We start from the raw sequence: 24,995 nt of genomic DNA, 5'->3' as shown, positions 1-24,995 counted from the left end.
ACAGACACGGCAGGCGCCACAGACGCGGCAGGCGCCGCAGGCACGGCTCAGGAGACGTACGGCTCGGGCCCCACGCCGCTCACCCCTCCTCGGCCGCGAGCAGGGCCTCGACCTCGGGCGGAAGGTCGTCGCCCATGCGGACCATGAAGAACGGCTTCTCGTCCGCCGAGAAGACGATCGCTATCGCGTCGGCCGGGTCCAGCCCCTTGATCTCGTACGCCTGGTACACCTCCGGGTCGGCCGAGGGGTCGACCTCGCCGGGCGTGTCCCAGCAGGGCACCGCTCGGGCCGGCCCGGCCTTGGCCCCCAGCTCGATCTTCGCGTCGCCCCGGCCGATGTAGTCCTCGTTCCCGTACTCCACGACGAGCGCGCACTTCCCCACGGTCGCCGGGCTGTCGCTGTCACCGCTGTCACCGCTGTCAGAACCGCCATCGTCCTCGCCACCCTGCTGGTCCTTCCCGAACACCCGGTCGACCGCCGCGTTCACCCCCTCGTCCTCGACCGCGTTGACCAGGACACGCACCTCGCCCCCCGGCGGCTCACGGACCGCGATCGCGTCGTCGGTGTCGACGCCCTCGACGGCGTACGCCGTGTAGACGCCCAGGTCCTCGACCGGCACCCGGTCCTCCTCACCGCCGCCCTGGTCCTTACAGACGGAATCCCGCGCGGTGCCCACCTTCGCGCCGAGGACGATGTCGACGTCGCCCGCCTCGACGTACTGCCTCTCGCCGTAGTCCACGGCGAACACGCACGAGGCGGAACTCGTACCCCCGGTGTCCAGGGCCGCGCACCCGACGGTCAGGGGGGCCATCGCCAGGGCGGCGGCCAGGGCGATCCGTACACGGGAACCACTCATCGTCGTGCTCCTCACCGGTCAAGGGCTGGTCTGTCGCTGCCTCGCACCGCAGACGCACGACCACGGCGAAACGTTCGCCCGGACACCCCGGCCCCCCTATGCCTGACGAACCCCTTTCGCCCCGTTGTCCCACCAACCTCAGTGGCCACAAAAATTTCTCGAATACACGTACAACCCACCGACCCCCTCAGCGGTCTCCTGTTAGCCAACGACCTCCTTACGTCCTGTTGAAATCCAGGCGAACAGGGATGGAACGGGCACCCCATTGACTGCGGACGCCTGCCAGGCGTCCGCATGCAGCAGGAGATCCCCGCATGCACAAGCATCTGCGTCTCGCTCTCGCGACGGCCTCCGCGGCCGCGCTGACGGGCGGTCTGCTCACCTTCTCGGCCGTGACGGCGACGGCGGCCGACTCCGCCACGGTCCCGCAGGCCGACTTCAACAACGACGGCTACGGCGACGTGGCCTTCTCGGCCGACGGCGCCTACGTGAACGGCAAGGGGGGCGCCGGCCAGATCGTCGTCCTCTACGGCACCGCCACCGGCGTCTCCTCCGCCAAGCGCACCGTCCTGAGCCAGGACAGCTCGGGCGTTCCCGGGAGCGCCGAGACGGACGACAACTTCGGCGCGGTCAGCGCGTACGGCGACTTCAACGGCGACGGCTACGACGACCTCGCGACCACCGCCTACAAGGAGGACGTGAGCGGTGACACCGACGGCGGCACGGTCGTCGTCCTGTGGGGCTCGGCGACGGGCGTGACCGGCACCGGCAGCGTCACCATCGCCGACCCCGCCGCCTCCTCCCACGACCGCTGGGGCAAGAACCTGGCCGCGGGCGACTTCGACGGCGACGGCACGGACGACCTGGTCGTCGGCAACACGTCCAGCACCCTCTACGTCCTCAAGGGCGGCATCAGCTCCACGGGCTCGGCGAAGGGCGGCCGGTACAAGGTCACGCCCCCGATCCAGTCCGGCTCCCCCTCGATGGGCCCGCTCAACATCCACGCGGGCGACGTCAACGGCGACAAGAAGACCGACCTCGTCGTCGACGGCTTCGAGACCGAGACCGACTCCGGCTGGAACACGAACTACTTCGTGCCCGGCACCGCGAGCGGCCTGAACGCCTCGTCCGCCACCCCCCTGAAGGGGGGTGTGATCACCGGGATCGGCGACGTCAACGGTGACGGGTACGGCGACATCGTCACGGGCACCCACTGGAACAACAAGACGCCCGAAGGCACGACCATCCCCAACGGCGCGCTGGGCGGCAAGGTGAACGTCACCTACGGCACCTCGTCCGGTCCCGGTTCCTCGACGGGCTTCACCCAGGAGTCCGGCAACGTCCCCGGCGAGTCCGAGAAGGACGACTACTTCGGCTACGAGCTGGACCTCGGCGACATCAACGGCGACGGCTACCAGGACCTGGTCGTCGGCGCCCCGGGCGAGGACATCGGCTCCATCGACGACGCCGGCTCGCTCACCGTCCTGTACGGCTCGGCGAGCGGCATCAACCTCTCCTCGGGCACCCAGTACTTCACCCAGGACACGGCCAACGTCCCCGACAGCGCCGAGGCCTACGACGCGTTCGGCGCCGAGGTCAAGCTCGACGACGTCAACGGCGACGGCAAGGCCGACCTGCTGGCAGGCTCGTACGAGAACGCCGGCAACGGCTCGGTGCTCTACCTGCCGTCCAGCGGCACGAAGATCACCACGTCGGGCGGTCGCAGCGTCAGCCCGAGCACCTCGGGAGTCTCCACCACGGGCGCCCCCGCCTTCGGCGTGAACTTCGCGAACTGACCCCTGCCACGCCTCTCCCGGGCCCGCGTCCCCACCGGACGCGGGCCCTCCCCACCCCCTCCCCCCGGAGCCCTCACCTTGCGCAAGCGCACGCTCCCCCTGACCGCCGTCCTGACCACCGCCCTCCTGGCAGCCGTCCCGACCCTCCCCGCGCCCCAGGCGACCGCCGCCCCCGCCAAACACGCCGACGACTTCAACGGCGACGGCCACCGCGACTACGCGGCCTTCTCGTACGGCACCGAGACCCGCTACAGCGACGGCGGCGGTGTCCTGGTCACCTTCGGTACGGCGGCCGGCGGACCCGGCACGAAGACCCAGTTCATCGACCAGGCGAGCGCCGGCGTCCCCGGCGCCGACGAGTCGGACGACTTCTTCGGCGAGTTCCGTACCGCCGCCGACTTCAACAAGGACGGCTACGGCGACCTCGCGGTCTCCGCCAACGGCGAGGACGTCGGCAGCGCCAAGGACAACGGCACGGTGACGATCCTCTGGGGAAGCGCGAAGGGCCTCTCCGGTGGCACCACCGTTCCGTTCAAGGGACCGAAGGGCGTCTCCGGCGAGGCCGTCGACCTCGCCACCGGCGACTTCGACGGCAACGGCCACCCGGACCTCGCCCTCGTCCGCGCCGGCAAGGCGTACGTCTACCGGGGCGCGATCACCAAGTCGGGCGTGAAGGGCACGGTGACGGTCCTGGACAAGAGCGACTCGCCCTTCTACGCCACCGCCCTGATCGCGGGGAAGGTGAACACCGACGGCAAGACCGACCTCGTCGTCATCGGCGACGTCGTCACCGACACCACCCTCGCCTCCGACGCCTGGTTCGTCTCCGGCGGCAAGACCAAGCTGTACCCCGGGAAGACCCTGCGCATCGAGTCCGTGAAGGCCGACGGCGGCCAGGCCGAGCGCGGCGGCGACGGCGTCATCGCCGACTTCGACAAGGACGGCGACGGCGACATCGCCATCGGCACCCCCGTGTACGACCGGACCAAGGGCCGCGTGACGCTCTGGTACGGCTCCTCCACCGGCCCGTCGAAGTCGGCCCGCTTCACCCAGGCCACCTCCGGCATCACCGGCACCCCGGAGTCGTACGACGCCTTCGGCGACGCGATCACCGCCGGCGACGTGAACGGCGACGGCTACCGCGACCTGGCGATCGCCGCCCCGGGCGAGACCATCGGCAGCCGCGAGCAGGCGGGCGGCGTCCACGTCCTCCACGGCGGCTCGTCCGGCCTGACCACCACGAACTCCCAGTGGTTCGCCCGCGACACGGCGGGCGTGCCCGGCGACCTGTCCACCGGCGAGTACTTCGGCCACACGATCCGCCTCCGCGACACCGACCGCGACGGCAGGGCCGACCTGTACGTCATCGGCGAGAACGGCTCCCTGGTCCTGCGCGGCTCCGCGAAGGGCGTGACGACGACCGGCGCCACCGTGGTCGAGGGCGACACGATCCGCGGCATGCTCCAGTGACTCCATGACCGCCCCCGGGTGATGCGGCGGCCCAGGCCTGCGGAGATAATTCCTGTACGGGGGCACAAACTCACGAACAGCGGAAAGCCGGCGATCCCCATGGCCGAACATCCGAACGCAGCGCTCGTCCGCAAGGGCTACGACGCCTTCACCCGGGGCGACATGGACACCCTCCGCTCCCTGATGGCCTCGGACTGCACGCACCACGTCCCCGGCAGCCACCTGCTGTCGGGCGACTACAAGGGGCAGGACTCGATCATCGGCCTGTACCGGCGCCTCTTCGAGGAGACCGGCGGGACGTTCGACGTCACCCTCAGCCACGTCTGCGTGGACGGCCGGGGCCACGCCGTCTCCGTGCACCGCTACACCGCCGAGCGCGGCGACAAGCGCATCGCGCAGAACGGCTGCCTCGTCTTCCGGATCGTCGGCGACAAGTTCACGGACATCGACGAATGCCAGGAGGACATGGACAAGGAGAGCGAGTTCTGGTCCTAGCCGGGACCCTCGCTCCCGGTACTACAACCCCGCACGGCCTCCAGGTGTCACACAGGTGAACGAGCCAGTGAACCAGCCACACCCACGACATCCGGCCACCCACCTGGAGCCCCCCGTGCACAGACGGACCTACGCCCTGGCCGCCGCCACCGTGGCGACCGCCACCACGGCGGCCCTCGCTCTGACCCTGGCGCCGGCCGCAACCGCCGCCCCCTCCCCCGCCGTGACCAGCGACTTCAACGGTGACGGCTACGCGGACCTCGCCGTCGGCGTCCCCGACGGAGCCGTGAACGGCAAGGCCAAGGCCGGCTATGTGAACCTCGTCTGGGGCAGCGCGAAGGGCCTCGGCAGGAACGGGAGCATCCGGGTCAGCCAGTCCACCGCCGAGGTCCCCGGCACCCCCGAGGCGGGCGACCGCTTCGGCACGTCCGTGCTGCTGGCGGACCTCAGCGGCGACGGCCTCGCCGAGCTGATCGTCGGCGCGCCCGGCGAGGACGTCACCGGCCGGGGCGCGGACGCGGGCACGGTCACCGTCGTCGGCGGCGCGAGGACCGGCACGGGCCCGGCGTCCAACGCCCTCACCGGCCCGTCGGTGAACGCGGCGTACGGCTGGTCGGTCGCGGCGGCGGACTTCACCGGCGACGGCGGCCGGGACCTCGTGGTCGGCGGCCGGGACAAGGTCGTCGTGCGTGCCGCCGTCGACAACGGCGAGGACCTGGTCGTCACCACGGTCCTCGCCACCCCGATGGGCGGCCGCGCCCCGCTCCTCGCCACCGGCGACTTCACCGCCGACGGCACGGACGACCTCGCCCTCGCCTATTACACGGTCAACGCCCCCTTCACGCAGTCGCACGTCCGCCTGTGGACGTGGGACGAGGCCGAGCGCCGGATGGCCAACACCTGGAACTCCGACAACGCCGCCGCCTCCGCGCTCGCCGTCGGCGACTTCGACGGCGACGGCCTGGACGACCTGGCCCTCGGCGAGTGCCGCGAGATCGCCGACGAGAACATCGACGACCCGTGCGGCCCGGAGTCGTACGCCGAGGGCGGCGGCATCCACATCGAGTACGGCGACGCGAAGGGCTCCTTCGGCCTGCGCTCCCAGACCCTCAACCAGGACACGGTCGGCGTGTACGGCGTCGCGGAGGACGGCGACCGCTTCGGCGCCTCCCTCGCCGTACTGGACGTCAACCACGACGGCCGCGACGACCTGGTCGCGGGCGCCCCCGGCGAGGCCATCGGCACCCGCGCGGCAGCCGGCGCCGCCACCCTGCTGCTGGGCCACGCCGGCGGCATCGTCGACCAGTACGGCGAGGCGTCCTCCGTGCCGTACCACCAGGACCGCCCCGGTGTCCCCGGCGTCGCGGAGACGAACGACGCCTTCGGCGCGGCCGTCGTCACCGGCGACTACGACAAGGACAGCACCCCGGACACGGCCGTCGGCGCCCCCGGCGAGAACGCGAGATCCGGCGGCGTCTGGGCCTTCCCGAAGACCTCGGTCACCGGCTCCCGCGCCCTCACCCCGAAGAACCTGGGCCTGCCGTCCCCGTCGTCGGCCCTGTCGTACGGCAGGTACCTGAGCAGCCGTTGAACGTACGCCGATACGGCCCTGAAATGACCGCCGATATGACCGCCGACCTGCGCGGCGGCCCTGACCGACGCACCCCTCACCCATCCCTGACGATCCCTTAGGGGATGTCACAGCTCGGCCGCAAAGCCGGGCCGGTTGGCCCCGGCCCGGCACGCGGCCGCTCGGGACCAGGTACGTTCGATGACGTGGCTGGATTCAGGATCGGACGCGGCCGGGACAACGGCGCTCCTCAAGCGCGACCGCACAACCCTCCGTACGGACAGCAGGCCCCGCAGGCCGGCGGCCCGTCGTACGGCTACCCCCAGACGCCCCCCGGACCGCCGTACGGCGGCGGGCGCGGCGGTCAGGGCGGCTGGCCCCAGACGCACGGCGGCGCCCCCGGCGGTTACGGGACCCACGGCAACCACGGGGGCCATGGGGGCCATGGGGGGCCCGGTCACCACGGTGAGCCGGAGTACTTCGGCGACGACGGCGGGCACCCCCACGGTGTGGACCCGTACGCGGCCAACAACCCGGGGCACACCCAGATGTTCGCCGTCGGCGAGGACCCGTACCAGCAGGGCGACACCTACCGCGCGGGCAGCGCCCCGGCGGCGCCGCTCGGCCCGCGGCTGCACTGGAAGGCCCTGCTCAAGGGCATCGTCACCAGCCCGAGCCAGACGTTCCTGGTGATGCGCGACTACGCGGTGTGGGGCCCCGCCCTCATCGTGACGTTCCTGTACGGCCTGCTGGCCGTCTTCGGCTTCGACGCCGCGCGCGAAGAGGCGATCAAGGCGACGCTCTCGGCGGCCGTTCCCATCGTGCTCGTCACCGGCGTGACGATGGTGGTCAGCATCTTCGTCCTGGGCGTGGTCACCCACACGCTCGCCCGCCAGCTCGGCGGCGACGGGGCCTGGCAGCCCACGGTCGGCCTCTCGATGCTGATCATGACCCTCACGGACGCGCCCCGTCTGGTCGTCGCGATGTTCGCGGGCGGCGACGCCTCCTTCGTCCAGATCCTCGGCTGGATCACCTGGGTCGCGGCGGGCGCCCTGCTGACCATCATGGTCAGCAAGTCCCACGACCTTCCGTGGCCGAAGGCGCTGGGCGCCTCGGCGATCCAGCTGGTGGCGATCCTGTCGCTGATCAAGCTGGGCACGTTCTGACCACAGGTGACGAGTGAGGGGCTCCCGGCGACAAGCCGGGAGCCCTTCTCCTTGTCCGGGAGCCGCGCGGGGCGCCGGCGGCGGCTGGACCTGTTGCCGACGGCGGCTGGACTGTTGCGAACGGCGACTGGAGCGGCCGGAGTTGCGCTGTGTGATGATGCTGAAAACTGGCCGGCCCTGGGGTGGGACCGGGTGTGAGAGGGCGGGGGACGGCGTGGGCAAGGGCGGGGAGTCCATATCGGACGAGGAGTGGGAGCGCTTCCTCCGTGAAGCCGAGGCGGGGAGCAAGGACGCGCCCGAGGAGCCGTCGGCGCGGGCCCGCATGGTGGCGGGGCGGCTGCGGGACGCCCCCGCCGAGCCGACGCCGTGGCGGAGTCACCAGCCGCCCCCGCGCCGACGAGGCAAGGGCTGGTACGTGGTCGGTCTGCTCGTCGCGGTCGCGTTGCTGGTGGTGGCGCTGGCTCCGGGGCGGGTGGTCGGCTGGTTCGCGGGCGAGGGTGGCGCCAGCACGCCGCTGGCCGTGGAGTCGGAGCGGCCGGACCAGCCGCCGCCGACGGAGGCGGCAGCCCTGGAGCCGACCTCGAAGCAGCCGTTCCGGGGATCGCCCGCGGTGCGCTGGGGCGACGGGACGGCCGGACTCGGCCTCCCCGAGGCACGGGCGACCGGCTGGATGAGCAAGGACCAGGTCGCGCAGGCGCTCAAGAAGAGCCGGGACTTCCTGGCCGCGTCCAGTCTGGACCCCGGTGTCCTGCGCGGGGACCGCCCGAAGAAGGCGACCGCGTTGCTCAACCCGCACCAGCAGGACGTCCAGGACTACCTGGCGGCCGCGTTCCGTTCGCCCAGCCGCGACAACGACCCGCTGCTGCTCTTCAGCCGCTTCGAGAACACGAAGGTCAAGCTGGTCGGGGACGTGGTCAAGACACGGGGCCGCATCACGTACCGCGAGGGCAAGCGCGGCGCGGTCGAGGTGACCACCGATGTCACGTACGTCTATCCGGTCGTCCGCGCCGCGGCGGGAAGCGACGAGGTCGCCCGCACCATCGTGCGCCGCGAGATCGTGATGAGCTGGGACGACCCGGCGAAGATCATCACCGAACCGGGCACGTTCTCGCTGATCTCCTACAAGGTGGACACCACCAACGGCGGCTGCGACACCTACACCGGCTATTTCACCCCCGAGTTCGACTCGGACCGCGAGACGCCCCCGTCGGGCGACGGCCCGGCCCTCGACCCGTACGACCGCAGCACAACGATGGACGAGCGCCTGCGCCAGTCGGACGAGGGGGACTGCGGCAGGGCTTCGCGGACGTGAGCGCGGCGGATCGGGCCGGGGGCTGCACAGGCTGGCGGGCTGAACAGCCGGTCGGGCTGAAACGGCCGGTCGGGCTGATCGCCGTCGATCCGCAGTGCACGCTAGGTCGTGGCCCCTCGATGACTGATCGAGGGGCCCGGCGCCCGGGGCCCGGCCTGCCGCCTACGCCCTCAGAGCGCTTCCGTGTTGGCCTTGGCCGCCTCGCCGGACCTGTGGACCGGAGGCAAAACGCTCCACGGGAAGTTGATCCACTCGTCGGTCCGCTTCCACACGTACTCGCACTTGACGAGGGAGTGGGACTTCTCATAGATCACGGCCGACCGGACCTCGGCGACGGTGTCGAGGCAGAAGTCGTGGACGAGCTTGAGCGTCTTGCCCGTGTCGGCGACGTCGTCCGTGATCAGGACCTTCTTGTCGGAGAAGTCGATCGCGTTGGGGACGGGGGCGAGCATGACGGGCATGTCGAGGGTCGTGTTGACGCCGGTGTAGAACTCGACGTTCACGAGGTGGATGTTCTTGCAGTCGAGGGCGTACGCGAGCCCGCCGGCGACGAAGACCCCGCCGCGGGCGATGCTGAGGACGATGTCGGGCTCGTACCCGTCGTCGGCGATGGTCTGCGCGAGTTCGCGCACGGCGGTGCCGAACGCCTCGTAGGTGAGGTTCTCGCGGACCGGGGGCACGCTCGGCATGCTCACACCTGCGTCCGGTGGAAGTTGAGGAAGGACCGGGAGGCGGTCGGCCCGCGCTGCCCCTGGTAGCGGGAGCCGTAGCGCTCGCTGCCGTACGGGAACTCGGCCGGCGAGCTGAGCCGGAACATGCACAGCTGCCCGATCTTCATGCCCGGCCAGAGCTTGATGGGGAGCGTGGCGAGGTTCGACAGTTCGAGGGTCACGTGGCCGGAGAAGCCGGGGTCGATGAAGCCGGCGGTGGAGTGCGTGACGAGCCCGAGCCGACCGAGGGAGCTCTTCCCCTCCAGCCGGGAGGCGAGATCGTCGGGGAGCGAGATGACCTCGTAGGTGCTGGCGAGCACGAACTCGCCGGGGTGGAGGATGAAGGGCTCGTCCCCCTCGGGCTCGACGAGCCGTGTGAGGTCCGACTGTTCGATGGAGGGATCGATGTGGGGGTAGCGGTGGTTCTCGAACACCCGGAAGAAGCGGTCGAGACGCACGTCGATGCTCGACGGCTGCACCATGGTTTCGTCGTACGGATCGATCCGCACCCGACCGGCGTCGATCTCGGCCCGGATGTCCTTGTCTGAGAGAAGCACGCCCCGAGGATACGCAAGACGCGCGGGCCGCCCACCATCAGGACGGACTCCGCGCGCCTCGACGACCACCGCCGTGGGCGGTCGTACTCGCTTGTTACAGCTGTTACTGCTGTTACCGCTTCTCCAACGCCACCGGCACGACACTGCGCAAGCGCGCGCAGCGTGGGCAGCGCATGAGCCGACCGGGGCCGAGTCGCTCGGCCTGCTGCATCGGGAACGAAGCGGTGCTGAACACGTGCCCATCGGCACAACGGACGACGGTGCGCTCCATCAAGTCCAAGAGTCCCTTCCCCAAGAGCCGCGTCTGGCTGTCGACCTACGTCGACCTGACGACGAAGCGCCACATTACGGGATGAACGGGACGGCCCTCCATGCGGCACTCCGTACCGTTGCGAGCCCCGCCCGGACCCTCTTCCGCGCCTCCACCGTACGCCCCAACTCCCGCGCCCCGCAGCCCCGTCCCGCCCCCCGAAACACAACCGGGCCCCACGGCTTCAGCGCGCGGGGCCCGACATGAGGTAAAGTAACGACGCGTTCCGACACCGGCACCAACCGGCGTCTTTCGCGGGTGTAGTTTAATGGTAGAACATCAGCTTCCCAAGCTGAGAGCGCGAGTTCGATTCTCGTCACCCGCTCCATGATGAAACCCCAGGTCAACAGCCTGGGGTTTGCTTGTTGTCTAGTTCAATTTGGGGGTTGCGTGCCCTCCGCGTGCCCTAAGTCGCGCAAATGCGCCACCGAGAAGGGCGCTGAAGGTGTTTCCTGACGGTACGTCAGCCAATCATCTCGAATGATGAGACGCACTTTCTGTGACCTGCGTCACTTATCGGCGTCGGGGCAGTGAAGTCACGTACGCAAAGCTCCAGTTCGCGCTGGTGTAGGGAGTGACACCCGGCTTCATCGTGAGACCCGCCGGGCCAGGCCCGCAAGGCGGCTACGCGAGTGCCATTGCTCAAGGTGCGGCGGGTGCGCCTTACGTACGCCCGTCGACGCGCAGAGTGATCGGAATGAGCCGGGCGGGCCAACCATCGCAAGCAGCACACTCCGCTCCCACCGCGGCCCAACTGTTCACTCAGAAAACGGGAGCGGTGTTCACTCAGTGAACGGAGTTCTGTTCACTGAGTGAACGCGCCTGACCGCCTGTTCAGAGCCTGAACGGGGGAACCGCTCAGAACCTGAGCAGGGGCACGCTCAGACCTTGAACGGTATCGAGTTGTTCGGCAGCGAGCAGGGGGCCCGGCGGTCGGCGCCCCGTATGGCGGTGATGGCATAGGCGCCGACGGCGACCGCTGCAGCGGGGCGGGGCAGCCGGGGGCGCCGAGCGTGACGGTCAGCAGAGACGGCACCAGCGTGGTGGGAATGTCTTGGCCGACATCGGCGAGGAAGCACGCGGTGGCGATCACTTTCACACCCGCCCTTGCTGAAGGCGAGCAACAGGCGTCGTGCGATGAGTGGGAACCGTCAGGCGTCGGCCAGTTCGGCGGCGCCGAAGGAGACGTCGAAGCGGTCGCACCAGATACTGACACTGCTGTAGCGAGATAGGTCGACGTTCTCGGGCACGGCGTAATTCTGGCTGCCCTTGTTGCCCTTGAGCTTGCCGAGGCTGACGTATGCGCCGTCGTCGAAGACGTGCCAGCCGGCCCGCCCCTCCTTCACCGGTGCGTCGGTCAGCCACACGCGCAGATCGGGGCCGTTGCTGGTGTCGAGGTTCTCCAGCCGGACCACATGCGCGCCGTCGGCGAGCCGTACGAGCTTCACGCTGCCCGAGGTCGTGTGTTCGTGGCTGATCAGATCACCACTCGCCAGCGTCACGGGTCCGGAGACCGGTGCCGACGGGGAGGGTGACGACGCCGTGTCAGGGGTCGCAGCCGGAGTTCCGGTGGGCTCCGCGACGACGGGCAGGGACTCCGTCACCGTCTCGTCCTGCCAGAGCTTCCACGGCTGGAACCAGTACAGGCCGACGCCCACCCCCGCGACCAAGACCGCCAACACCCCTACGGCCAAAGGCCCCAACCGCCCGCGCCCCATGTCGTCCCTCTTCCCGTTCCGTGAGCCTGTGTCGTCCCCGTCCATTCAACGCAAGGGACGACCCTTCGGGTGGGGACGGCCGATGACGAAATCCTTACGTCCGGCTTGGCCTCGCACACTCTTACGGAAGCGTGACGTGCCGGGCGTGAGCGCGGGAAGTCCGGCCGGTGCGCCCTAGCGTGGCCGTATGCGTGTACTGGTCACCGGCGGTGCCGGGTTCATCGGGTCCCATGTCGTGGATGTGCTGGCGGAGGGCGGGCACGAGCCCGTCGTGTTCGATGTGGCCGTGGACCCGGGCTCGGACGTACGGGACCGGCGGGCGGTCGACCAGGCGTTGGACGGGGTGGACGCCGTGTGCCACCAGGCGGCGATGGTAGGGCCGGGCACCGGCTTCGCGGACGCGCCGGAGTACGTCTCCCGCAACGACCTCGGTACGGCTGAGCTGCTGGCCGCCATGGCCGACGCGGGGGTGCGGCGGCTGGTGCTGGCGGGGTCGATGGTCGTGTACGGGGAGGGTCGGTACGAGTGCGGCCGGCACGGCGTGGTGCGGCCCGGGCCCCGCGCGCTCGACGATCTCGCCGCGGCCCGCTTCGAACCGCTGTGCCCGGTGTGCGGGGACGCATTGGCGCCGGGGCTGGTGGGGGAGGACGCGCCGGTCGACCCGCGCAATGTGTACGCCACGACCAAGCTCGCCCAGGAGCATCTGGCGGCGGCATGGGCGCGAACGACGGGCGGGTCGGCGGTGTCGTTGCGCTACCACAACGTGTACGGGCCCCGGATGTCCCGCGACACCCCCTATGCAGGGGTGGCCTCCTTCTTCCGCTCGGCGCTGGCGCACGGCCGGGCGCCCCGGGTGTTCGAGGACGGTCGGCAGCGGCGGGACTTCGTCCACGTACGGGACGTGGCCGGTGCCAACGTCATGGCTCTGGAGGCCGATGTGCGGCCCGGGGCGCTCACGGCGTACAACACCGGCAGCGGTGAGCCGCGCACGGTCGGGGAGATGGCGGCGGCGCTGGCCGACGCGTACGGCGGTCCGGAGCCCGTCGTGACCGGGGAGTACCGGCTCGGGGACGTACGGCACATCACGGCGGACTCGTCGCGGCTGCGCTCGGAGCTGGGGTGGAAACCGGAGGTCGGGTTCACGGAGGGCATGCGGGAGTTCACGCAGGCCGGGATGCGGGACGCGTAGGCCGGGGGGTTGGGGCGCGTGGGCCGGCGCGACAGCGCGTCCGCGCGCCCTCGGGTGCCGGTGGTGCTGTCCGTGTCAAGAAGCGGCCGCGGGCAGCACCACCTCGAACCGGCAGCCGCCGGGGATGTTGCGGACCGTGGTGCGGCCCTGGTGGGCTTCGACGATGCCTCGGACGATGGCGAGGCCGAGCCCGGCGCCCGCCGGGGGCGTACGGGCGTGGGTGCCGCGCCAGCCGGTGTCGAAGACGCGGGGCAGGTCCTCCTCGGGGATGCCTCCGCAACCGTCCGACACGGAGAGCAGCACGCCGTCGGGGGAGCGTTCGGCGGCCACCATGACGGTGCCGTCGGCGGGGGTCCGGCGGATCGCGTTGACCAGGAGGTTGCCGAGCACCCGGCTCATCTCCCGGCCGTCCACCTCCACGGGCAGGGGCTCGACGCGGTCGCCGACCAGCCGCACCCCGTGTTCGTGAGCCAGGGGGTACACACCGGCGAGGGCGTCGCCGACCAGGTCGTAGACGGACACCCGGGACGGAGTGAGGGAGAGGGCTCCGGCGTGGATGCGGGAGAGCTCGAAGAGATCGCCGACCATGCCGTTGAGGCGCTCGACCTCGGTGCGGATCTGGGTGAGGTAGCGGGCGGGGTCGGCGGCGACGCCGTCCTCCAGGGCCTCGGCCATCGCGCGCAGGCCGGCGAGCGGGGTGCGCAGGTCGTGGGAGATCCAGGCGACGAGTTCGCGCCGCGAGGATTCCAGGGCGCGCTCCCGCTGTCGGGACTCGGTGAGCTTCGCGCTCGTCGCCGCCAACTCAGCGCTCAGCAAGGCGAGTTCCGCGGTGGCAGGGCCGACGGGCGCGGTGAACGAGCCGCCGTCACCGAAGGAGCGGGCGGCGAGCTGGAGGGCGCGGCTGCGGGCGACGACCCAGCGGCCGAGCAGCAGCGCGGTGGCCAGCGAGACGACCGCGGCCATCGCGACGACCGTGGTGACGACCCACAGGTCGTGCGAGGAGAGGAACATCGCCCACGCCACGGCCAGGGTGCCGGCGAGCATCGCGGTCACCGCGACGGCGGCCACCACGGTGAGTGACGCGATGAGGGAGCGGCGGCGCAGCAGCCACAGTGCGACCGCGCCCAGCAGTCCGGCCGCGACGGCGCCGAGGAACGCGAACAGGGCGATGAGCAGGGTGTCACGCATGTTCACGCCTCCCCGTTCCGGTGGTGGGCGGGCGGTTCGTCCGCGACGACCGGGGGTCGGTCAGGGGTGCCGGCGGCTCGTAGGCCGGCGGGAGCACCGTCGGTCGAGGTGGCCGCGGTGTCGAAGCGGTAGCCGACTCCCCAGACCGTCTGGATCAGCCGGGGGTGCGCCGGGTCGTCCTCGACCTTGCCGCGCAGTCGGCGGACGTGGACGGTGACCGTGGACAGGTCGCCGAAGTCCCAGCCCCACACCTCACGCATCAGGTCCTCGCGGCTGTGGGCACGGCCGGGGTTGCGCAGGAAGAAGGCGAGCAGGTCGAACTCGCGCAGGGTCAGGGCGAGTTCGACGCCGTCCTTGGTGGCGCGACGAGCGGCCGGGTCCACAGTCAGGCCCGCCGAACGCAGCGGGCCCAGAGGGGCCACTCCGGACGCGGGCCGGGCGCGGCGCAGTACGGACTCGACGCGCAGGACCAGTTCGCGGGGGCTGAAAGGCTTGGTCACGTAGTCGTCGGCGCCCACTTCCAGGCCCAGGATGCGGTCGTCCTCGTCACCGCGCGCGGTGAGCATGACGACCGGGACCGGGGCCTGGGCCCGCAGGCGGCGGCACACCTCCAGGCCGTCCATGCCGGGCAGCATCAGGTCCAGCACGACCAGGTCCGGCCAGTGCTCGGCGGCGCGGGCCAGTGCGGTCGGCCCGTCCCCCGCGCGGTCGACGACGTGTCCGGCGCGGTCGAGGTATCCGGCGACGACCTCGGCGACCGTGGGGTCGTCGTCGACCACCAGGACGCGCGCCGCCGTCCGTCGCCCCGGCTCGTGTGGCTGCTGTTCCATGCGGCCCAGCGTCGCACCAAGCCCGGCCCCCGCGCCGCCCGGCGGACGCCCCCTGCTCCTGACGTCCGCGTTCCGTAAGGACACTCCGACCGATTTGCGAACTTCGTCCTCGTAGGGTGAAAGCCGTGACGACCTCTCCTACACCTTCGGACGTCGATGCGGTGTGTCCCCGCCCCTCCGTCGACGTCGTGCTCCCCTGCCTGAACGAGGCCGACGCCCTGCCCTGGGTACTCGCCCGTATCCCGGCCGACTGGCGCGCCCTGGTCGTGGACAACGGCTCCACCGACGGCTCGGCCGACATCGCCCGCGCACTGGGCGCGACCGTGATCCACGAAGCGCGGCGCGGCTTCGGCGCCGCCTGCCACGCGGGACTGACCGCCGCCACGGCCGACATCGTGTGCTTCTGCGACTGCGACGCCTCACTCGATCCCTCGCTCCTCGTCCCCTTCGTCGGCGAAGTGGCGGACGGGCGCAGCGATCTGGTGCTCGGCAGGCGCCGCCCGCAGGGGTGGGGCGCATGGCCCGCGCACGCCAGGGCCGGCAATCTCGCGCTCGCCCGCATGCTGCGCCGCCGCACCGGCCTGCGCCTGCACGACCTCGGCCCGCTGCGCGCCGCCCGCCGGGAACCGCTGCTCGCCCTCGGGCTGACCGACCGCCGCAGCGGCTACCCGTTGCAGATGGTGGTGCGCGCGGCCGACGCGGGCTGGCGCGTCACCGAGCACGACGTGCCGTACCTGCCGCGCACCGGCGCCTCCAAGGTCACCGGCACCTGGCGGGGCACCTGGCAGGCGGTGCGGGACATGAGCCGCGTCCTGCACGAACCAGCCGTACGGCAGGACGACACGGCGGGAGGGGTACGTCGATGACCACGCTCCTCGTCATCGCCAAGGAGCCGCGGCCGGGCCGGGTGAAGACCCGGCTCACCCCGCCCTTCACCCCGGCAGGGGCGGCGGCGCTCGCCGAAGCGGCCCTCGCGGACACCCTGCGGACCGTGGCCGCGACACCCGCCCTCCGGCGTGTCCTGGTGCTGGACGGCCGGCCCGGTCCCTGGCTGCCGCCCGGCTTCGACGTCGTACCGCAGTGCGCGGGCGGCCTCGACGAGCGGCTGGCCGCCGCCTTCGCCGGATGCGACGGGCCGGCTCTGCTCATCGGCATGGACACCCCGCAGGTGACCCCTGAACTGCTGACCGTGGACCTCACCGGGTGTGACGCGTGCTTCGGTCCGGCCGAGGACGGCGGCTTCTGGGCCCTCGGGCTCGCCAAGCCGGACCCAGCCCTGCTGCGCGGGGTGCCGATGTCGACGCCCGGCACCGGAGCCGCCCAGCGCGCCCGGCTGGTCGCCGCCGGACTGCGCGTGCGCGACCTGCCCCGTTTGCGGGACGTCGACACCGCCGCCGACGCGGAAGCCGTCGCCACGCTCGCACCGCACACCCGGTTCGCAACGGAACTGGCCCGGCTGCGAGCGGTCAGTGGCCGATGAACGGCACGGGAGAGAGGACCGCGCCGGTGAGGTGCGCACGGGGAGAGGGGCCTGCCGATGGACGGTCCAGTACAGGAAGCCGGCCGATGAACGGGGCTGTGGCAGAGGACCGGCCGACGAGCGACACGCGGCGCGGTCCCGTGCGGCGGACCTGGTCCGGTGATCCGTACGCCGACGTCCTGCGCACCGGCCGCGGGCCGCTCTATCTGCGCCGCGGCGACGGCTGGTTGCTGCCGCTGGAGGTGGAGCGCTGGTGTGCCCGTGCCGACGCCGTCGATCTGGAGGCCCTGGGGCGGTGCGAGGGCGCCGTCCTCGACGTGGGGTGCGGGCCGGGGCGGCTGGTCGCGGAACTCGCCGCCCGGGGGCGGCCGGTGCTCGGCATCGACGTCAGCCGGGCCGCCGTCGCGCACACCCTGCGGCTGGGCGGCCAGGCGCTGCGGCGCTCCGTGTTCGAACCGCTGCCCGGCGAGGGCCGCTGGAACAGTGCTCTGCTCCTCGACGGCAACCTCGGCATCGGCGGCGACCCCCACGCCCTCCTGTCCCGCGTGAACGAACTGCTGTGTCCCGGCGGCCTCCTGATCGCCGAGACCGTCCCCGTGGACGTGGACGAACGCGTCGAGGTCCGCCTCGTGAGCGGCGCCGAGGCCGCAGGCGCGGACGAGGGCGTGTTCCCCTGGGCCCGGCTCGGTACGCCGGCGCTGTTGCGGCACGCCCGTCGGCTCGGCTGGCGCGCGGTCGATCAGTGGACGGCGGGCGGGCGCTCCTTCGTCGCGTTGCGCAGCCGCGCCCGCCGCCGAACCCGCAGCGCCAGCAGCAGCGCCGAACCGCCGAACAGCACGGCTGTGATCAGCCACCAGCGGGCGGCGAAGCCGTCCGCTGACAGGCCGGTGGCGGATTCGTAACGGTCCGCCACCCGGCCGCTGATCAGCGGGAACCACACCAGCAACAGCAGCCCGGACAGGACGGCGGGCACGCGGACGTACGCCACCAGCTCCCGGTGGCCGGCCTCGCCCGACGCCCGGACGAGCACGCGGTCGGCGGTCGCGTACAGCGGCAGCAGCACGAGGTCGTGCACCACCGCCGCGCCCACGAACCACAGCGCGACCGCGAACCAGTCGTCGGAGAGCAGCCGCACACCCGCGTATCCAGCCAGCGCGAACGAGCAGGCCAGGAGCAGCAGTTGGAACGGACTGCCGACCCGCGCACGAAGCCTTGTCGTCCCTGGTGCTCTCATCACAGGTCTCCGAACGTCATCCGGGCCACCCATTTGGTGTTGAGGACTCCGGGCGCGGCGGGCACGATGATCCGCGCCGGGTGGCCGTGATCGGGGGTCAGTGGCTCTCCGTTGACGTCCAGGGCGAGCAGGGAACGCTCGTCGCGTACCTGGTTGTCGCGCAGCGCGGCCCGGCGGAAGGCTCCGCGCCGCTGCAGGGATTCCACCAGGACGTCGGGCGCCGCCCCCGGCTCGTACCCGACGAGCGCGGCGAGGTCGCGCAGCCGTACGCCCCGCCACCACTGGTCGGAGGTGGACCAGCCCTCGACGCAGGCGATCGGCAGCGCCGCGCTGTGCAGCGGCAGTTCCAGCAGTTGGGCGCGGCTCAGCCGGACGGTCCCCGACGGTCCGGTGACAGCCAGCCGCCACGCGTCCTCGCTCGTCTCGGCCGGGTCGATCCCCCGGGAGGCGGCCGTCTTGTTGATCTGGAAGCCGCCGGGCCCGCTGCCCGGCTCGGCACCGCCGTGCGGGGCGAGCAGGGCCGTACGCCGCAACGGCCCGTCGAAGTTCTGCCCCGCGCTCGTGGCGAGGAGCAACAGCGAGCCGCCCCCGACCAGCCACACGGCACCGCGCCGCGACACGGTGGGCTCGGCGGGGTCGGGCGCGACGAGCGAGGGTTCCTCCGCGGACACCGGTGGCGGAACGGCTCCCCCGGGCGCCGGCCGCGAGTCCGCTTCCGCGTCCTCGGCCCGCTCCTCTCCACTCCCCCGCATCCGGCGCAGGTTACGGATGGCCGTCGGCGCCCGCAGCACGACATGGACCCCGAACGCCGCGAAGAACACCCATGCTCCGTAGAAGTGGAGCGGGTAGAAGGAGCCGGGGAACACGTAGTCGAGCTGGATGTTCAGCAGACCCGTCACGAACTCGAACAGCACCCCGCCGACCAGCAGAAGCAACGAGATCCGCTCCAGGGCGTGGGTGAGCGAGCGCACCGGAGGCAGCTGGAACAACCTCGGCACCACCGACCACAGCTTGGCCAGCACCACGGGGACCAGGGCGATCCCGAGCGTGACATGAACGCCCTGGGTGAGCCGGTACAGCCAGTGCGGATCCGTCGGCCAGGCGAAGAGGTAGAAGCCGAGGATCCCCTTGTCCCCGGTCTTGTCGTTCACCGGTGACAGGTTCGGGTTGTAGGCGGCGTACGACAGCAGACCCGTCACGAACAGCACCGTGACACCGGCGAGCAGCACCACGCCGAGGACGGAGGTGAACCAGGGGCCGCGCAGCGGGCTGCGCCAGAAGGCGGGAGAGGAGGGAGACCGTGCCATGCCCCGACGCTAGGCCCGGAGCACCCGCTCGAAGGCTGCGCGACTCATGACGAAAGGCTGACGTCCGCGCCTGTCGGGAGTCCCCGGGCCACCGCCCGGCCTAACGTCTCCGAGCGTGAACCGTGATCTTCGCCGCGATCCGCGCCGCGATCTCCGCCGCGACCTCTACGCCGTCTCGGCCGCCGCACTGCTCGTGGTGGTGACCGCGTTGGTCGGTGTCGCCATCAAGCGCGCCGACGACGTCCTGCACGTCGGCTGGCCACCCCTGTACGCCAACTGGCTGCCCCACGTCGGCCCCGGCACCCCCTCCGCGATCATCGTCGCCGCCGTCGTCGTGGCATACGGTCCTCCGCTGGCCGCCAGGCTGCCCTGGCGGCCGCTGCTGTGGAGCACGTGGGCCACCGCCCTGGCATGGACCTTCTCCCTCGCCCTCGTCGACGGCTGGCACCGCGGCATCGCCCGCCGACTGACGACCAGGTACGAGTACCTCCAGGTCATCGACCGCTTCGACGACATCCCCGCCACCCTGGGGAGCTTCACCGACCACATCCTGCTGGGCTCCCCCGACCACTGGCCCCCGCACGTCGCCGGCCACCCGCCTGGCGCCACCCTCACCTTCGTCCTCCTCGACCGGATCGGCCTGGGAGGCGGGGGGTGGGCAGGTGTCTTCGTCATCGCGGTCGGGGCGAGCGCCGCGGTCGCCGTCCTCGTCACCATACGGACGCTGGCGAGCGAGGCCCTGGCCCGCCGCGCGGCCCCTTTTCTGGTCCTTGCCCCTGCGGCGGTCTGGATGGGCACATCGGCGGACGGGTACTTCGCGGCGGTCGCCGCCTGGGCCACGGCCTTCCTCGCTCTTGCGATGACGGGACACCGCCCGGCGGCCACAGCCCTCGCCGCCGGACTCCTCTTCGGCCTCACCGTCTACCTGTCGTACGGCCTCACCCTCTTCGCCGCGATGGCCACCACCGTCCTGCTGCTCGGCTCCCGACGGCTGCCGGTCCTCCCCTACGCGGTCGCCGGCCTCCTCATCGTCCCGGTGGCCTTCACCGTGGCAGGCTTCGACTGGTGGGAGGCGTATCACCTGCTCGTCGAGCGCTACCACCAGGGCGCCGGCGGCTTCCGCCCGTACGGCTACTGGCTGTTCGCCAACCTCGCCTGCACGGTCCTCGTCGTGGGACCGGCCACAGTGGCGGGGCTGCGCAGGGCGGGCGCCCGCCTCGCCCGATGGCACGCGACGCCCGTCGCCGAGCGCAGACTGGGACTCCTGCTCTGCGCAGCCCTGGCGATGCTGCTCGCCGCCGACCTGTCCGGGATGAGCAAGGCGGAAACGGAACGGATCTGGCTGCCGTTCGCGCTCTGGCTGCTCTCCGCCGGCGCGTTCCTGGACCGACCCCGCGCCTGGCTGACCTTGCAGGCGGCCCTGGCCCTCCTCCTCAACCATCTGTTGCTGACCGGCTGGTGACCCGGCGGCCAAGACGAACGTGATGGGTGACTGCTGTGGGCTGAGGACGGTTCCCCGATGTGGAATCAGCCCTCCGCTTGGGGGCGTGTGTCATGCCTGCGGATGAGACCAGCTCACCCCCGGACCGCCTCTCGCCGAGCCGGGCGCGAGACAGCTCCCACGGGCCGTGCCGCTCGACTGGGAAACCGTCGGCCGAGTCCCCCTGTCACGCCTCCGTAGTCCGCCGAGGTACTGCATCCGGCTTGCGTAGCTGCTGCCGCACCTCCACGTCGATGCGCTGCGCCAACTTTCGCTGGTGCTTCGCCGTCGAGTGCTGGTAGATCAGCTGGGCCCGCTCCGAGGACTGACCGGCGCGGACCATGAGGTCCTTCAGCTTGGCGCCGGTGTCGGCGGCCAGGGTGTTGCCGGTGTGGCGTAGGTCGTAGAAGCGGAAGTTCTCCGGCATGCCGACCTTGGTCCTCGCCTTGCGCCACTTGCGGCCGAAGGTCGAGCGACGGAAGGGTGCGCCCTTCTCGCCGACGAAGAGGAGGCCGTCGGGCCCCTTCTCGGCGAACCACTGCAGGTGGCGGCGCAGCTCGGGGAGCAGGAAGTCGGGGAGGTAGACGGTGCGTTTGCCCGCCCTGGTTTTGGGGTCGCCGGTGACGCGCCTGCCGTTGGTCAGCTCGGGGGAGGCGAGCGTGACGCGCAGGGAGCATTCGTCCAGGTCGACACTGTGCCGGCGTAGTTCCGCCAGTTCCTCCGGGCGGAGGGAGGCGAACGCGCCGAGCAAAACCATCAGGCGCCAGCGAGGGCCCATGGCGTCGGCGAGGTCGAAGACCTGCTCGATCGTCGCGGTGGGGCGTTCGTCCGCCTCCTCCTTGCCGGCGCCCGTGATGCGGCAGGGGTTGCTGCGGAGGAGGTCGTCGTCGACCGCCGTCTGCAGGACGGCCTTCAGCAGGCGGTAAGACTTGGCGACCGTGGTGGCGCCGGTCGCCTTGAGACGCTCGGCCCGCCATGTACGGACAGAGGGCGGGGTGATCGCGTCCAGGTTCTTGCCGCCGAAGGTCGGCAGGATATGCAGGCGCAGCAGGCCGTCGTAACGGTCGACCGTGGTGGGCGCCAGGCCACGCTCCTCCATCCAACGGAGTGCGTACTTCTCGAAGTTCACGGCGCCCGCGTCCGGGTCGCGCCAGTGGTTGCGCTCGATGTCGGCGCGGGTGAGGTTGAGCCAGTCCTGGGCGTCGGACTTGGTGTCGAACGTCTCCGGGGCGGTGTATCGCTGGCTGTCCGGTCCGATGTAGCGGGCCTGCCACCTGCCGGATGGAAGCTTCCGCGTCGTGCCGAACTCGCGCCGCCGCTGCGGCTTGCGTCCCGCCATCAGGCCGCCTTCCCGTAGCGGACACGGACACGGCGGACCGGCTCGACAGTGCGTGCCTGGACGTACTCGGCGACCGCGCTCTCCGGGATGCGGACGGGGCGGCCGAGTTTGACGTAGCGGATGCGCCGCTCGGCGATCAGGCGGCGGACGAAACGCTCACCCGTGCCGAGCATCTCGCCGGCCTCGGCCACGGTCAGGAGGCGGTCAGCCATTCACCATCACCACCTTCGGCGCGCGGTGCTGGATACGGGCGACGGCAGGGGGTATTGCGGGTCGGTGCAAGAGCGGTGGGTCCTCACTCTGGAGCGGTAGGAGCGATGCGAGCCGCGGTATGGCGGCGCAGTTGGCGGTTCAGGCGCCGGGCCCGCCGCGCAGCAGCACGGGGGCCGAGACGTGAAGCGCTTCGGCGATCGCGATGAGGTCGTCGACGTCGCATCGGCGCTGGGCGCGTTCGATGCGGGACAGCATGGTGTTGGACATCGGGTGGCCGAGTGCGGTCGCCCGGCGGGCGAGCTGGCGTTGCGACAAACCGCGTTCGGTGCGGAGGATTTCGATGGTGCGGGCCGCCCGTATTCCTGCGGGTCCGATTTCCAGTGAGCGTGCGGGCATGACTCCAATTGAAGCGTCCATTCGCCGGTTTGGTTAACCGGCGATCGTGGTCTATGTTCCGCTCGCGCGGTTGACTGCGAAGCGGATTCCCGGGGGCCGGGAAGGGTCGGAAACCGACACGTCGATCGGTGCTCTGACAGCGCACTGACGTGGGGTGTTGTGTTGTAGCTTCGCCGTCGGCAGCGCGTCAACACTTGCCGATGTGATCCTTCTGGCTCGGCTTCCGGGACAACTATTTGGTCAACCGGCGTTCGTGGCTTACGGTTTTGGCCCAGCCCCCTCCAGCCTGCTTTTCGGCAGCCGTTCTGCCGTAAGAGATTGCGCCGGGTCGGGCTGGACTTGCGCGGCCTGAGTGTGGCTATGTTGACGACACCCCCGGAAAGCGCGAGTGGCCAACAGCGCCCTCAGCGCCGCCAACCGGCCATCCCCCACCCCTGACGCCCGTACCGCCCGTCGACGGTGAGCCGTGGGTGCCTGCCCACCTTCCACCGAGTGAGGAACCGCCCGCTCTTGGCACGAATCCGCACCATCAAGCCCGAAGCCTTCGTCTCCGAGTCTCTGGCCGCCGTCTCCCTGACCGCCGAGCGCACCTTCCTCGGGCTGCTCACCCAAGCCGACGACCAGGGCCGTCATCGCGACCATGCCGCGATCATCGCGGGACAGCTGTGGGTCCTGCGCCCGGAGCACACGCCATCCGATGTCGAGACGGACCTCGCCCAGCTCGCCGATGCAGGTCTGGTCTGCCGCTACAAGGGGCCGGATGACAAGCGGTACCTGCACATCGTCACCTGGCATCAGCACCAGAAGATCAACCGGCCCAGCAAAAGCCGCCTGCCTGAGTGCCCGCGCCACGGTGCCTCGCTCGGCACCGTCCCGAGCGTCGCCACGCCTGCCGGGAGGGGAGAGTTCGTGGAGCCCTCACCGATGGCTCACGGAGTCCTCCATGAGGACTCCCGAGAAATTCGTGAGGCTGCGCCGCATTCCGCCGACGAGGGAGATATCGCAGGTCAGAGGCGTTTCACAGAGCCCTCAGTGAGGGAGCAGGGAGGACTCACCGCAGACCCAGTGAGCCCTCACGGTCCGGATCTAGGACCTAGGACCATGGATCTAGGAAATACCCCTTCGGGGGGCGCGAGCGCCCCCGCGCCCCACACCGTCTCGACCCAGCAGCTCATCGCCGAGTACGCCGCCGCTTGCCGCCACCGCCCGCCCAAGGATGTGCTGGGCCACCTGGGACGGGAGGTGCGCAAGTTGCTCGGCGAGGGCATCGCCCCCGCGCACATCCGGGCCGGACTCGAACGCCACCGGGCCAAGGGCCTGAACCCCAGCGTCCTGCCGAGCCTCGTCCACGAGGCCATGAACGCCGCCCCAGCAGCGTCGGTCGTCCACAGGGCGTGGACGAACCCCACCGACGTCGCCGCCGCCTACGGAGGTGAACTCTGACCGCCACACTCACCCGAGAGCCCCACCAGGTCGGTCCGCTCGCCGACCGGCTCAACGGCATCCTGGCCAGCCGCGGCATCGACCCCCGCGTCGCAGGCGAGGAGCCGTCGGCCGAGCCGGTCACCGCGCTCGAACTCGCCGACGCCCGCATCCCCGCCCGCTACCGCCGCGCCATGGCCGACCACTCCCAGATCACCGACTGGGCAGATCAGGTCGCCCGCGTCGGACGTCCCGGCCCGGGAGGACCAGGCATCGCCGAGGGCCCGTCGCTGCTGATCGCCGGCCCGACCGGAACCGGCAAGACCCACCAGGCGTACGGCGCCATCCGCGCCCTCCTCAGCCGAGGCGTCCGCCTGCGCTGGGAAGCCACCACCGCCGCCGACCTCTACGCACGGCTCCGTCCCCGAGCCGGCCACGACGCCGAACGCGACCTGCAGACGCTGGCTCGCTGCCCGCTGCTCCTCGTTGACGACCTCGGGGCGGCCAAGTCCAGCGAATGGACCGAGGAGCTCACGTACCGGCTGATCAACCACCGGTACGAGCACCTGCGGCCCACCCTGATCACCACCAACCTGCCGATCCCCGAGCTGCGCACCGCGCTCGGCGATCGTGTCGCCTCTCGCCTCGCCGAGATGACCGAGCGCGTCGTCCTCACCGGTCCCGACCGCAGACGGCACGCCCGTACCTGACCTTCTTGAACTGCGCGGCTGGGCAGAACTCGGGGACCGGGGACCAAGGGGAAACGGGGACCGGGACCGCTGGGGACCGGGACCGCTGGGGACCGGGGACCAAGCGACGGTCCGGGACCAGGACAGGGTGTTGGGGACCAGGACCGGGGACCGCGCAATCGGGGACCGGGAACGGCCGTCCCCAACCTGTGTCCAGTCCACTGCTCGGGACCACGTTGGGCACCGGTCCCCTGCTGAGCCCGGCGCG

Annotated in this window: 23 protein-coding genes and 1 tRNA gene; 14 read left to right on the top strand and 10 right to left on the bottom strand. The window is 71.3% G+C overall.

The genetic code is table 11. From position 1 onward, the window contains the following. Positions 1–79 precede the first annotated feature (79 nt). Positions 80–856 carry a DUF6281 family protein gene (locus tag L3078_RS25390; RefSeq protein WP_239756255.1) on the bottom strand — a complete coding sequence of 259 codons (777 nt, stop codon included), beginning with the start codon at positions 854–856 and terminating at the stop codon, positions 80–82. A gap of 314 nt (positions 857–1,170) precedes the next feature. On the opposite strand from L3078_RS25390, the gene L3078_RS25385 reads away from it, so the two are divergent. The 6 genes from L3078_RS25385 (at position 1,171) to L3078_RS25360 (ending at position 8,665) form a co-directional block, all read left to right on the top strand. Further along, positions 1,171–2,652: an FG-GAP-like repeat-containing protein gene (locus L3078_RS25385; RefSeq protein WP_239756254.1), complete on the top strand. Its 1,482-nt coding sequence runs from the start codon at positions 1,171–1,173 to the stop codon at positions 2,650–2,652. Positions 2,653–2,730: 78 nt separating this feature from the next. Beyond that, positions 2,731–4,122: an FG-GAP and VCBS repeat-containing protein gene (locus L3078_RS25380; RefSeq protein WP_239756253.1), complete on the top strand. Its 1,392-nt coding sequence runs from the start codon at positions 2,731–2,733 to the stop codon at positions 4,120–4,122. A 99-nt stretch (positions 4,123–4,221) separates the two neighbouring features. After that, positions 4,222–4,617 carry a nuclear transport factor 2 family protein gene (locus tag L3078_RS25375; protein WP_239756252.1) on the top strand — a complete coding sequence of 132 codons (396 nt, stop codon included), beginning with the start codon at positions 4,222–4,224 and terminating at the stop codon, positions 4,615–4,617. Positions 4,618–4,732: 115 nt separating this feature from the next. Next, positions 4,733–6,208 (top strand): FG-GAP repeat protein, encoded by a 1,476-nt coding sequence (locus L3078_RS25370; protein ID WP_239756251.1) that lies wholly within the window; start codon positions 4,733–4,735, stop codon positions 6,206–6,208. 104 nt (positions 6,209–6,312) lie between these two features. Beyond that, positions 6,313–7,353, top strand: a complete 1,041-nt coding sequence (locus tag L3078_RS25365) for a Yip1 family protein (RefSeq protein ID WP_239756250.1) — start codon at positions 6,313–6,315, stop codon at positions 7,351–7,353. Positions 7,354–7,567: 214 nt separating this feature from the next. After that, the gene (locus L3078_RS25360) at positions 7,568–8,665 is read left to right on the top strand and encodes a hypothetical protein (RefSeq protein WP_239756249.1); all 1,098 of its coding nucleotides are present in this window, start codon (positions 7,568–7,570) and stop codon (positions 8,663–8,665) included. Positions 8,666–8,835: 170 nt separating this feature from the next. Here L3078_RS25360 and L3078_RS25355 read toward each other — a convergent pair whose 3' ends face one another. Further along, complete coding sequence (locus tag L3078_RS25355; RefSeq protein WP_239756248.1) at positions 8,836–9,354, bottom strand: phosphoribosyltransferase; 519 nt, start codon at positions 9,352–9,354, stop codon at positions 8,836–8,838. A gap of 2 nt (positions 9,355–9,356) precedes the next feature. Further along, on the bottom strand, positions 9,357–9,932 hold the full coding sequence (gene dcd / locus L3078_RS25350) for a dCTP deaminase (protein ID WP_184905697.1): 576 nt from the start codon (positions 9,930–9,932) through the stop codon (positions 9,357–9,359). Between the two features lie 564 nt (positions 9,933–10,496). On the opposite strand from dcd, the gene L3078_RS25345 reads away from it, so the two are divergent. Beyond that, positions 10,497–10,570, top strand: a tRNA-Gly gene (locus tag L3078_RS25345). 823 nt (positions 10,571–11,393) lie between these two features. On the opposite strand, the gene L3078_RS25340 is transcribed toward L3078_RS25345, so the two are convergent. Beyond that, positions 11,394–11,960: a DM13 domain-containing protein gene (locus L3078_RS25340; RefSeq protein WP_239756247.1), complete on the bottom strand. Its 567-nt coding sequence runs from the start codon at positions 11,958–11,960 to the stop codon at positions 11,394–11,396. Between the two features lie 187 nt (positions 11,961–12,147). On the opposite strand from L3078_RS25340, the gene L3078_RS25335 reads away from it, so the two are divergent. Next, a complete protein-coding gene (locus L3078_RS25335) occupies positions 12,148–13,149 on the top strand; it encodes an NAD-dependent epimerase/dehydratase family protein (protein WP_239756246.1) in 1,002 nt (333 codons plus the stop codon). Between the two features lie 75 nt (positions 13,150–13,224). Here L3078_RS25335 and L3078_RS25330 read toward each other — a convergent pair whose 3' ends face one another. Both L3078_RS25330 and L3078_RS25325 read right to left on the bottom strand, forming a co-directional pair. Further along, the gene (locus L3078_RS25330) at positions 13,225–14,337 is read right to left on the bottom strand and encodes a sensor histidine kinase (protein WP_239756245.1); all 1,113 of its coding nucleotides are present in this window, start codon (positions 14,335–14,337) and stop codon (positions 13,225–13,227) included. 2 nt (positions 14,338–14,339) lie between these two features. After that, a complete protein-coding gene (locus L3078_RS25325; protein ID WP_239756244.1) occupies positions 14,340–15,167 on the bottom strand; it encodes a response regulator transcription factor in 828 nt (275 codons plus the stop codon). A gap of 116 nt (positions 15,168–15,283) precedes the next feature. Between L3078_RS25325 and L3078_RS25320 the strand changes: the two genes are divergently transcribed. From L3078_RS25320 to L3078_RS44760, 3 genes are all read left to right on the top strand, one after another. Then, the gene (locus tag L3078_RS25320; protein WP_420864097.1) at positions 15,284–16,033 is read left to right on the top strand and encodes a glycosyltransferase family 2 protein; all 750 of its coding nucleotides are present in this window, start codon (positions 15,284–15,286) and stop codon (positions 16,031–16,033) included. Then, positions 16,030–16,647, top strand: coding sequence for a TIGR04282 family arsenosugar biosynthesis glycosyltransferase (locus L3078_RS25315; RefSeq protein WP_239756242.1), 618 nt, complete (start codon positions 16,030–16,032; stop codon positions 16,645–16,647). The genes L3078_RS25320 and L3078_RS25315 overlap by 4 nt, the downstream gene beginning before the upstream one ends. Positions 16,648–16,733: 86 nt before the next feature. Next, the gene (locus L3078_RS44760) at positions 16,734–17,549 is read left to right on the top strand and encodes a class I SAM-dependent methyltransferase (RefSeq protein ID WP_338059522.1); all 816 of its coding nucleotides are present in this window, start codon (positions 16,734–16,736) and stop codon (positions 17,547–17,549) included. 331 nt (positions 17,550–17,880) lie between these two features. Here L3078_RS44760 and L3078_RS25300 read toward each other — a convergent pair whose 3' ends face one another. Continuing rightward, positions 17,881–19,188 (bottom strand): molybdopterin-dependent oxidoreductase, encoded by a 1,308-nt coding sequence (locus L3078_RS25300; RefSeq protein WP_239756240.1) that lies wholly within the window; start codon positions 19,186–19,188, stop codon positions 17,881–17,883. Positions 19,189–19,303: 115 nt separating this feature from the next. On the opposite strand from L3078_RS25300, the gene L3078_RS25295 reads away from it, so the two are divergent. After that, positions 19,304–20,650 carry a hypothetical protein gene (locus L3078_RS25295; RefSeq protein ID WP_239756239.1) on the top strand — a complete coding sequence of 449 codons (1,347 nt, stop codon included), beginning with the start codon at positions 19,304–19,306 and terminating at the stop codon, positions 20,648–20,650. Positions 20,651–20,855: 205 nt separating this feature from the next. On the opposite strand, the gene L3078_RS25290 is transcribed toward L3078_RS25295, so the two are convergent. The 3 genes from L3078_RS25290 to L3078_RS25280 all read right to left on the bottom strand — a co-directional run bounded on the left by L3078_RS25290 (position 20,856) and on the right by L3078_RS25280 (position 22,616). Beyond that, positions 20,856–22,007, bottom strand: coding sequence for a tyrosine-type recombinase/integrase (locus L3078_RS25290; RefSeq protein ID WP_239756238.1), 1,152 nt, complete (start codon positions 22,005–22,007; stop codon positions 20,856–20,858). Then, positions 22,007–22,219, bottom strand: coding sequence for a helix-turn-helix domain-containing protein (locus L3078_RS25285; RefSeq protein ID WP_239756237.1), 213 nt, complete (start codon positions 22,217–22,219; stop codon positions 22,007–22,009). The genes L3078_RS25290 and L3078_RS25285 overlap by 1 nt, the downstream gene beginning before the upstream one ends. 139 nt (positions 22,220–22,358) lie before the next feature. Further along, entirely contained in the window at positions 22,359–22,616 is a 258-nt protein-coding gene (locus tag L3078_RS25280; protein ID WP_239756236.1) for a helix-turn-helix domain-containing protein, read from the bottom strand. A gap of 510 nt (positions 22,617–23,126) precedes the next feature. On the opposite strand from L3078_RS25280, the gene L3078_RS25275 reads away from it, so the two are divergent. Together L3078_RS25275 and L3078_RS25270 are read left to right on the top strand one after the other, a co-directional pair. Next, the gene (locus L3078_RS25275) at positions 23,127–24,059 is read left to right on the top strand and encodes a hypothetical protein (protein WP_239756235.1); all 933 of its coding nucleotides are present in this window, start codon (positions 23,127–23,129) and stop codon (positions 24,057–24,059) included. Then, a complete protein-coding gene (locus L3078_RS25270) occupies positions 24,056–24,748 on the top strand; it encodes an ATP-binding protein (RefSeq protein WP_239760461.1) in 693 nt (230 codons plus the stop codon). Before L3078_RS25275 ends, L3078_RS25270 begins: the two co-directional genes overlap by 4 nt. The last annotated feature ends 247 nt before the right edge of the window (positions 24,749–24,995 follow it).

It is taken from the genome of Streptomyces deccanensis (assembly GCF_022385335.1).
GTDB classification, from domain to species: Bacteria; Actinomycetota; Actinomycetes; order Streptomycetales; family Streptomycetaceae; genus Streptomyces; species Streptomyces deccanensis.
Note: the sequence above shows the minus strand (reverse complement) of the source record. Positions and strands in the feature narration are given on the sequence as shown.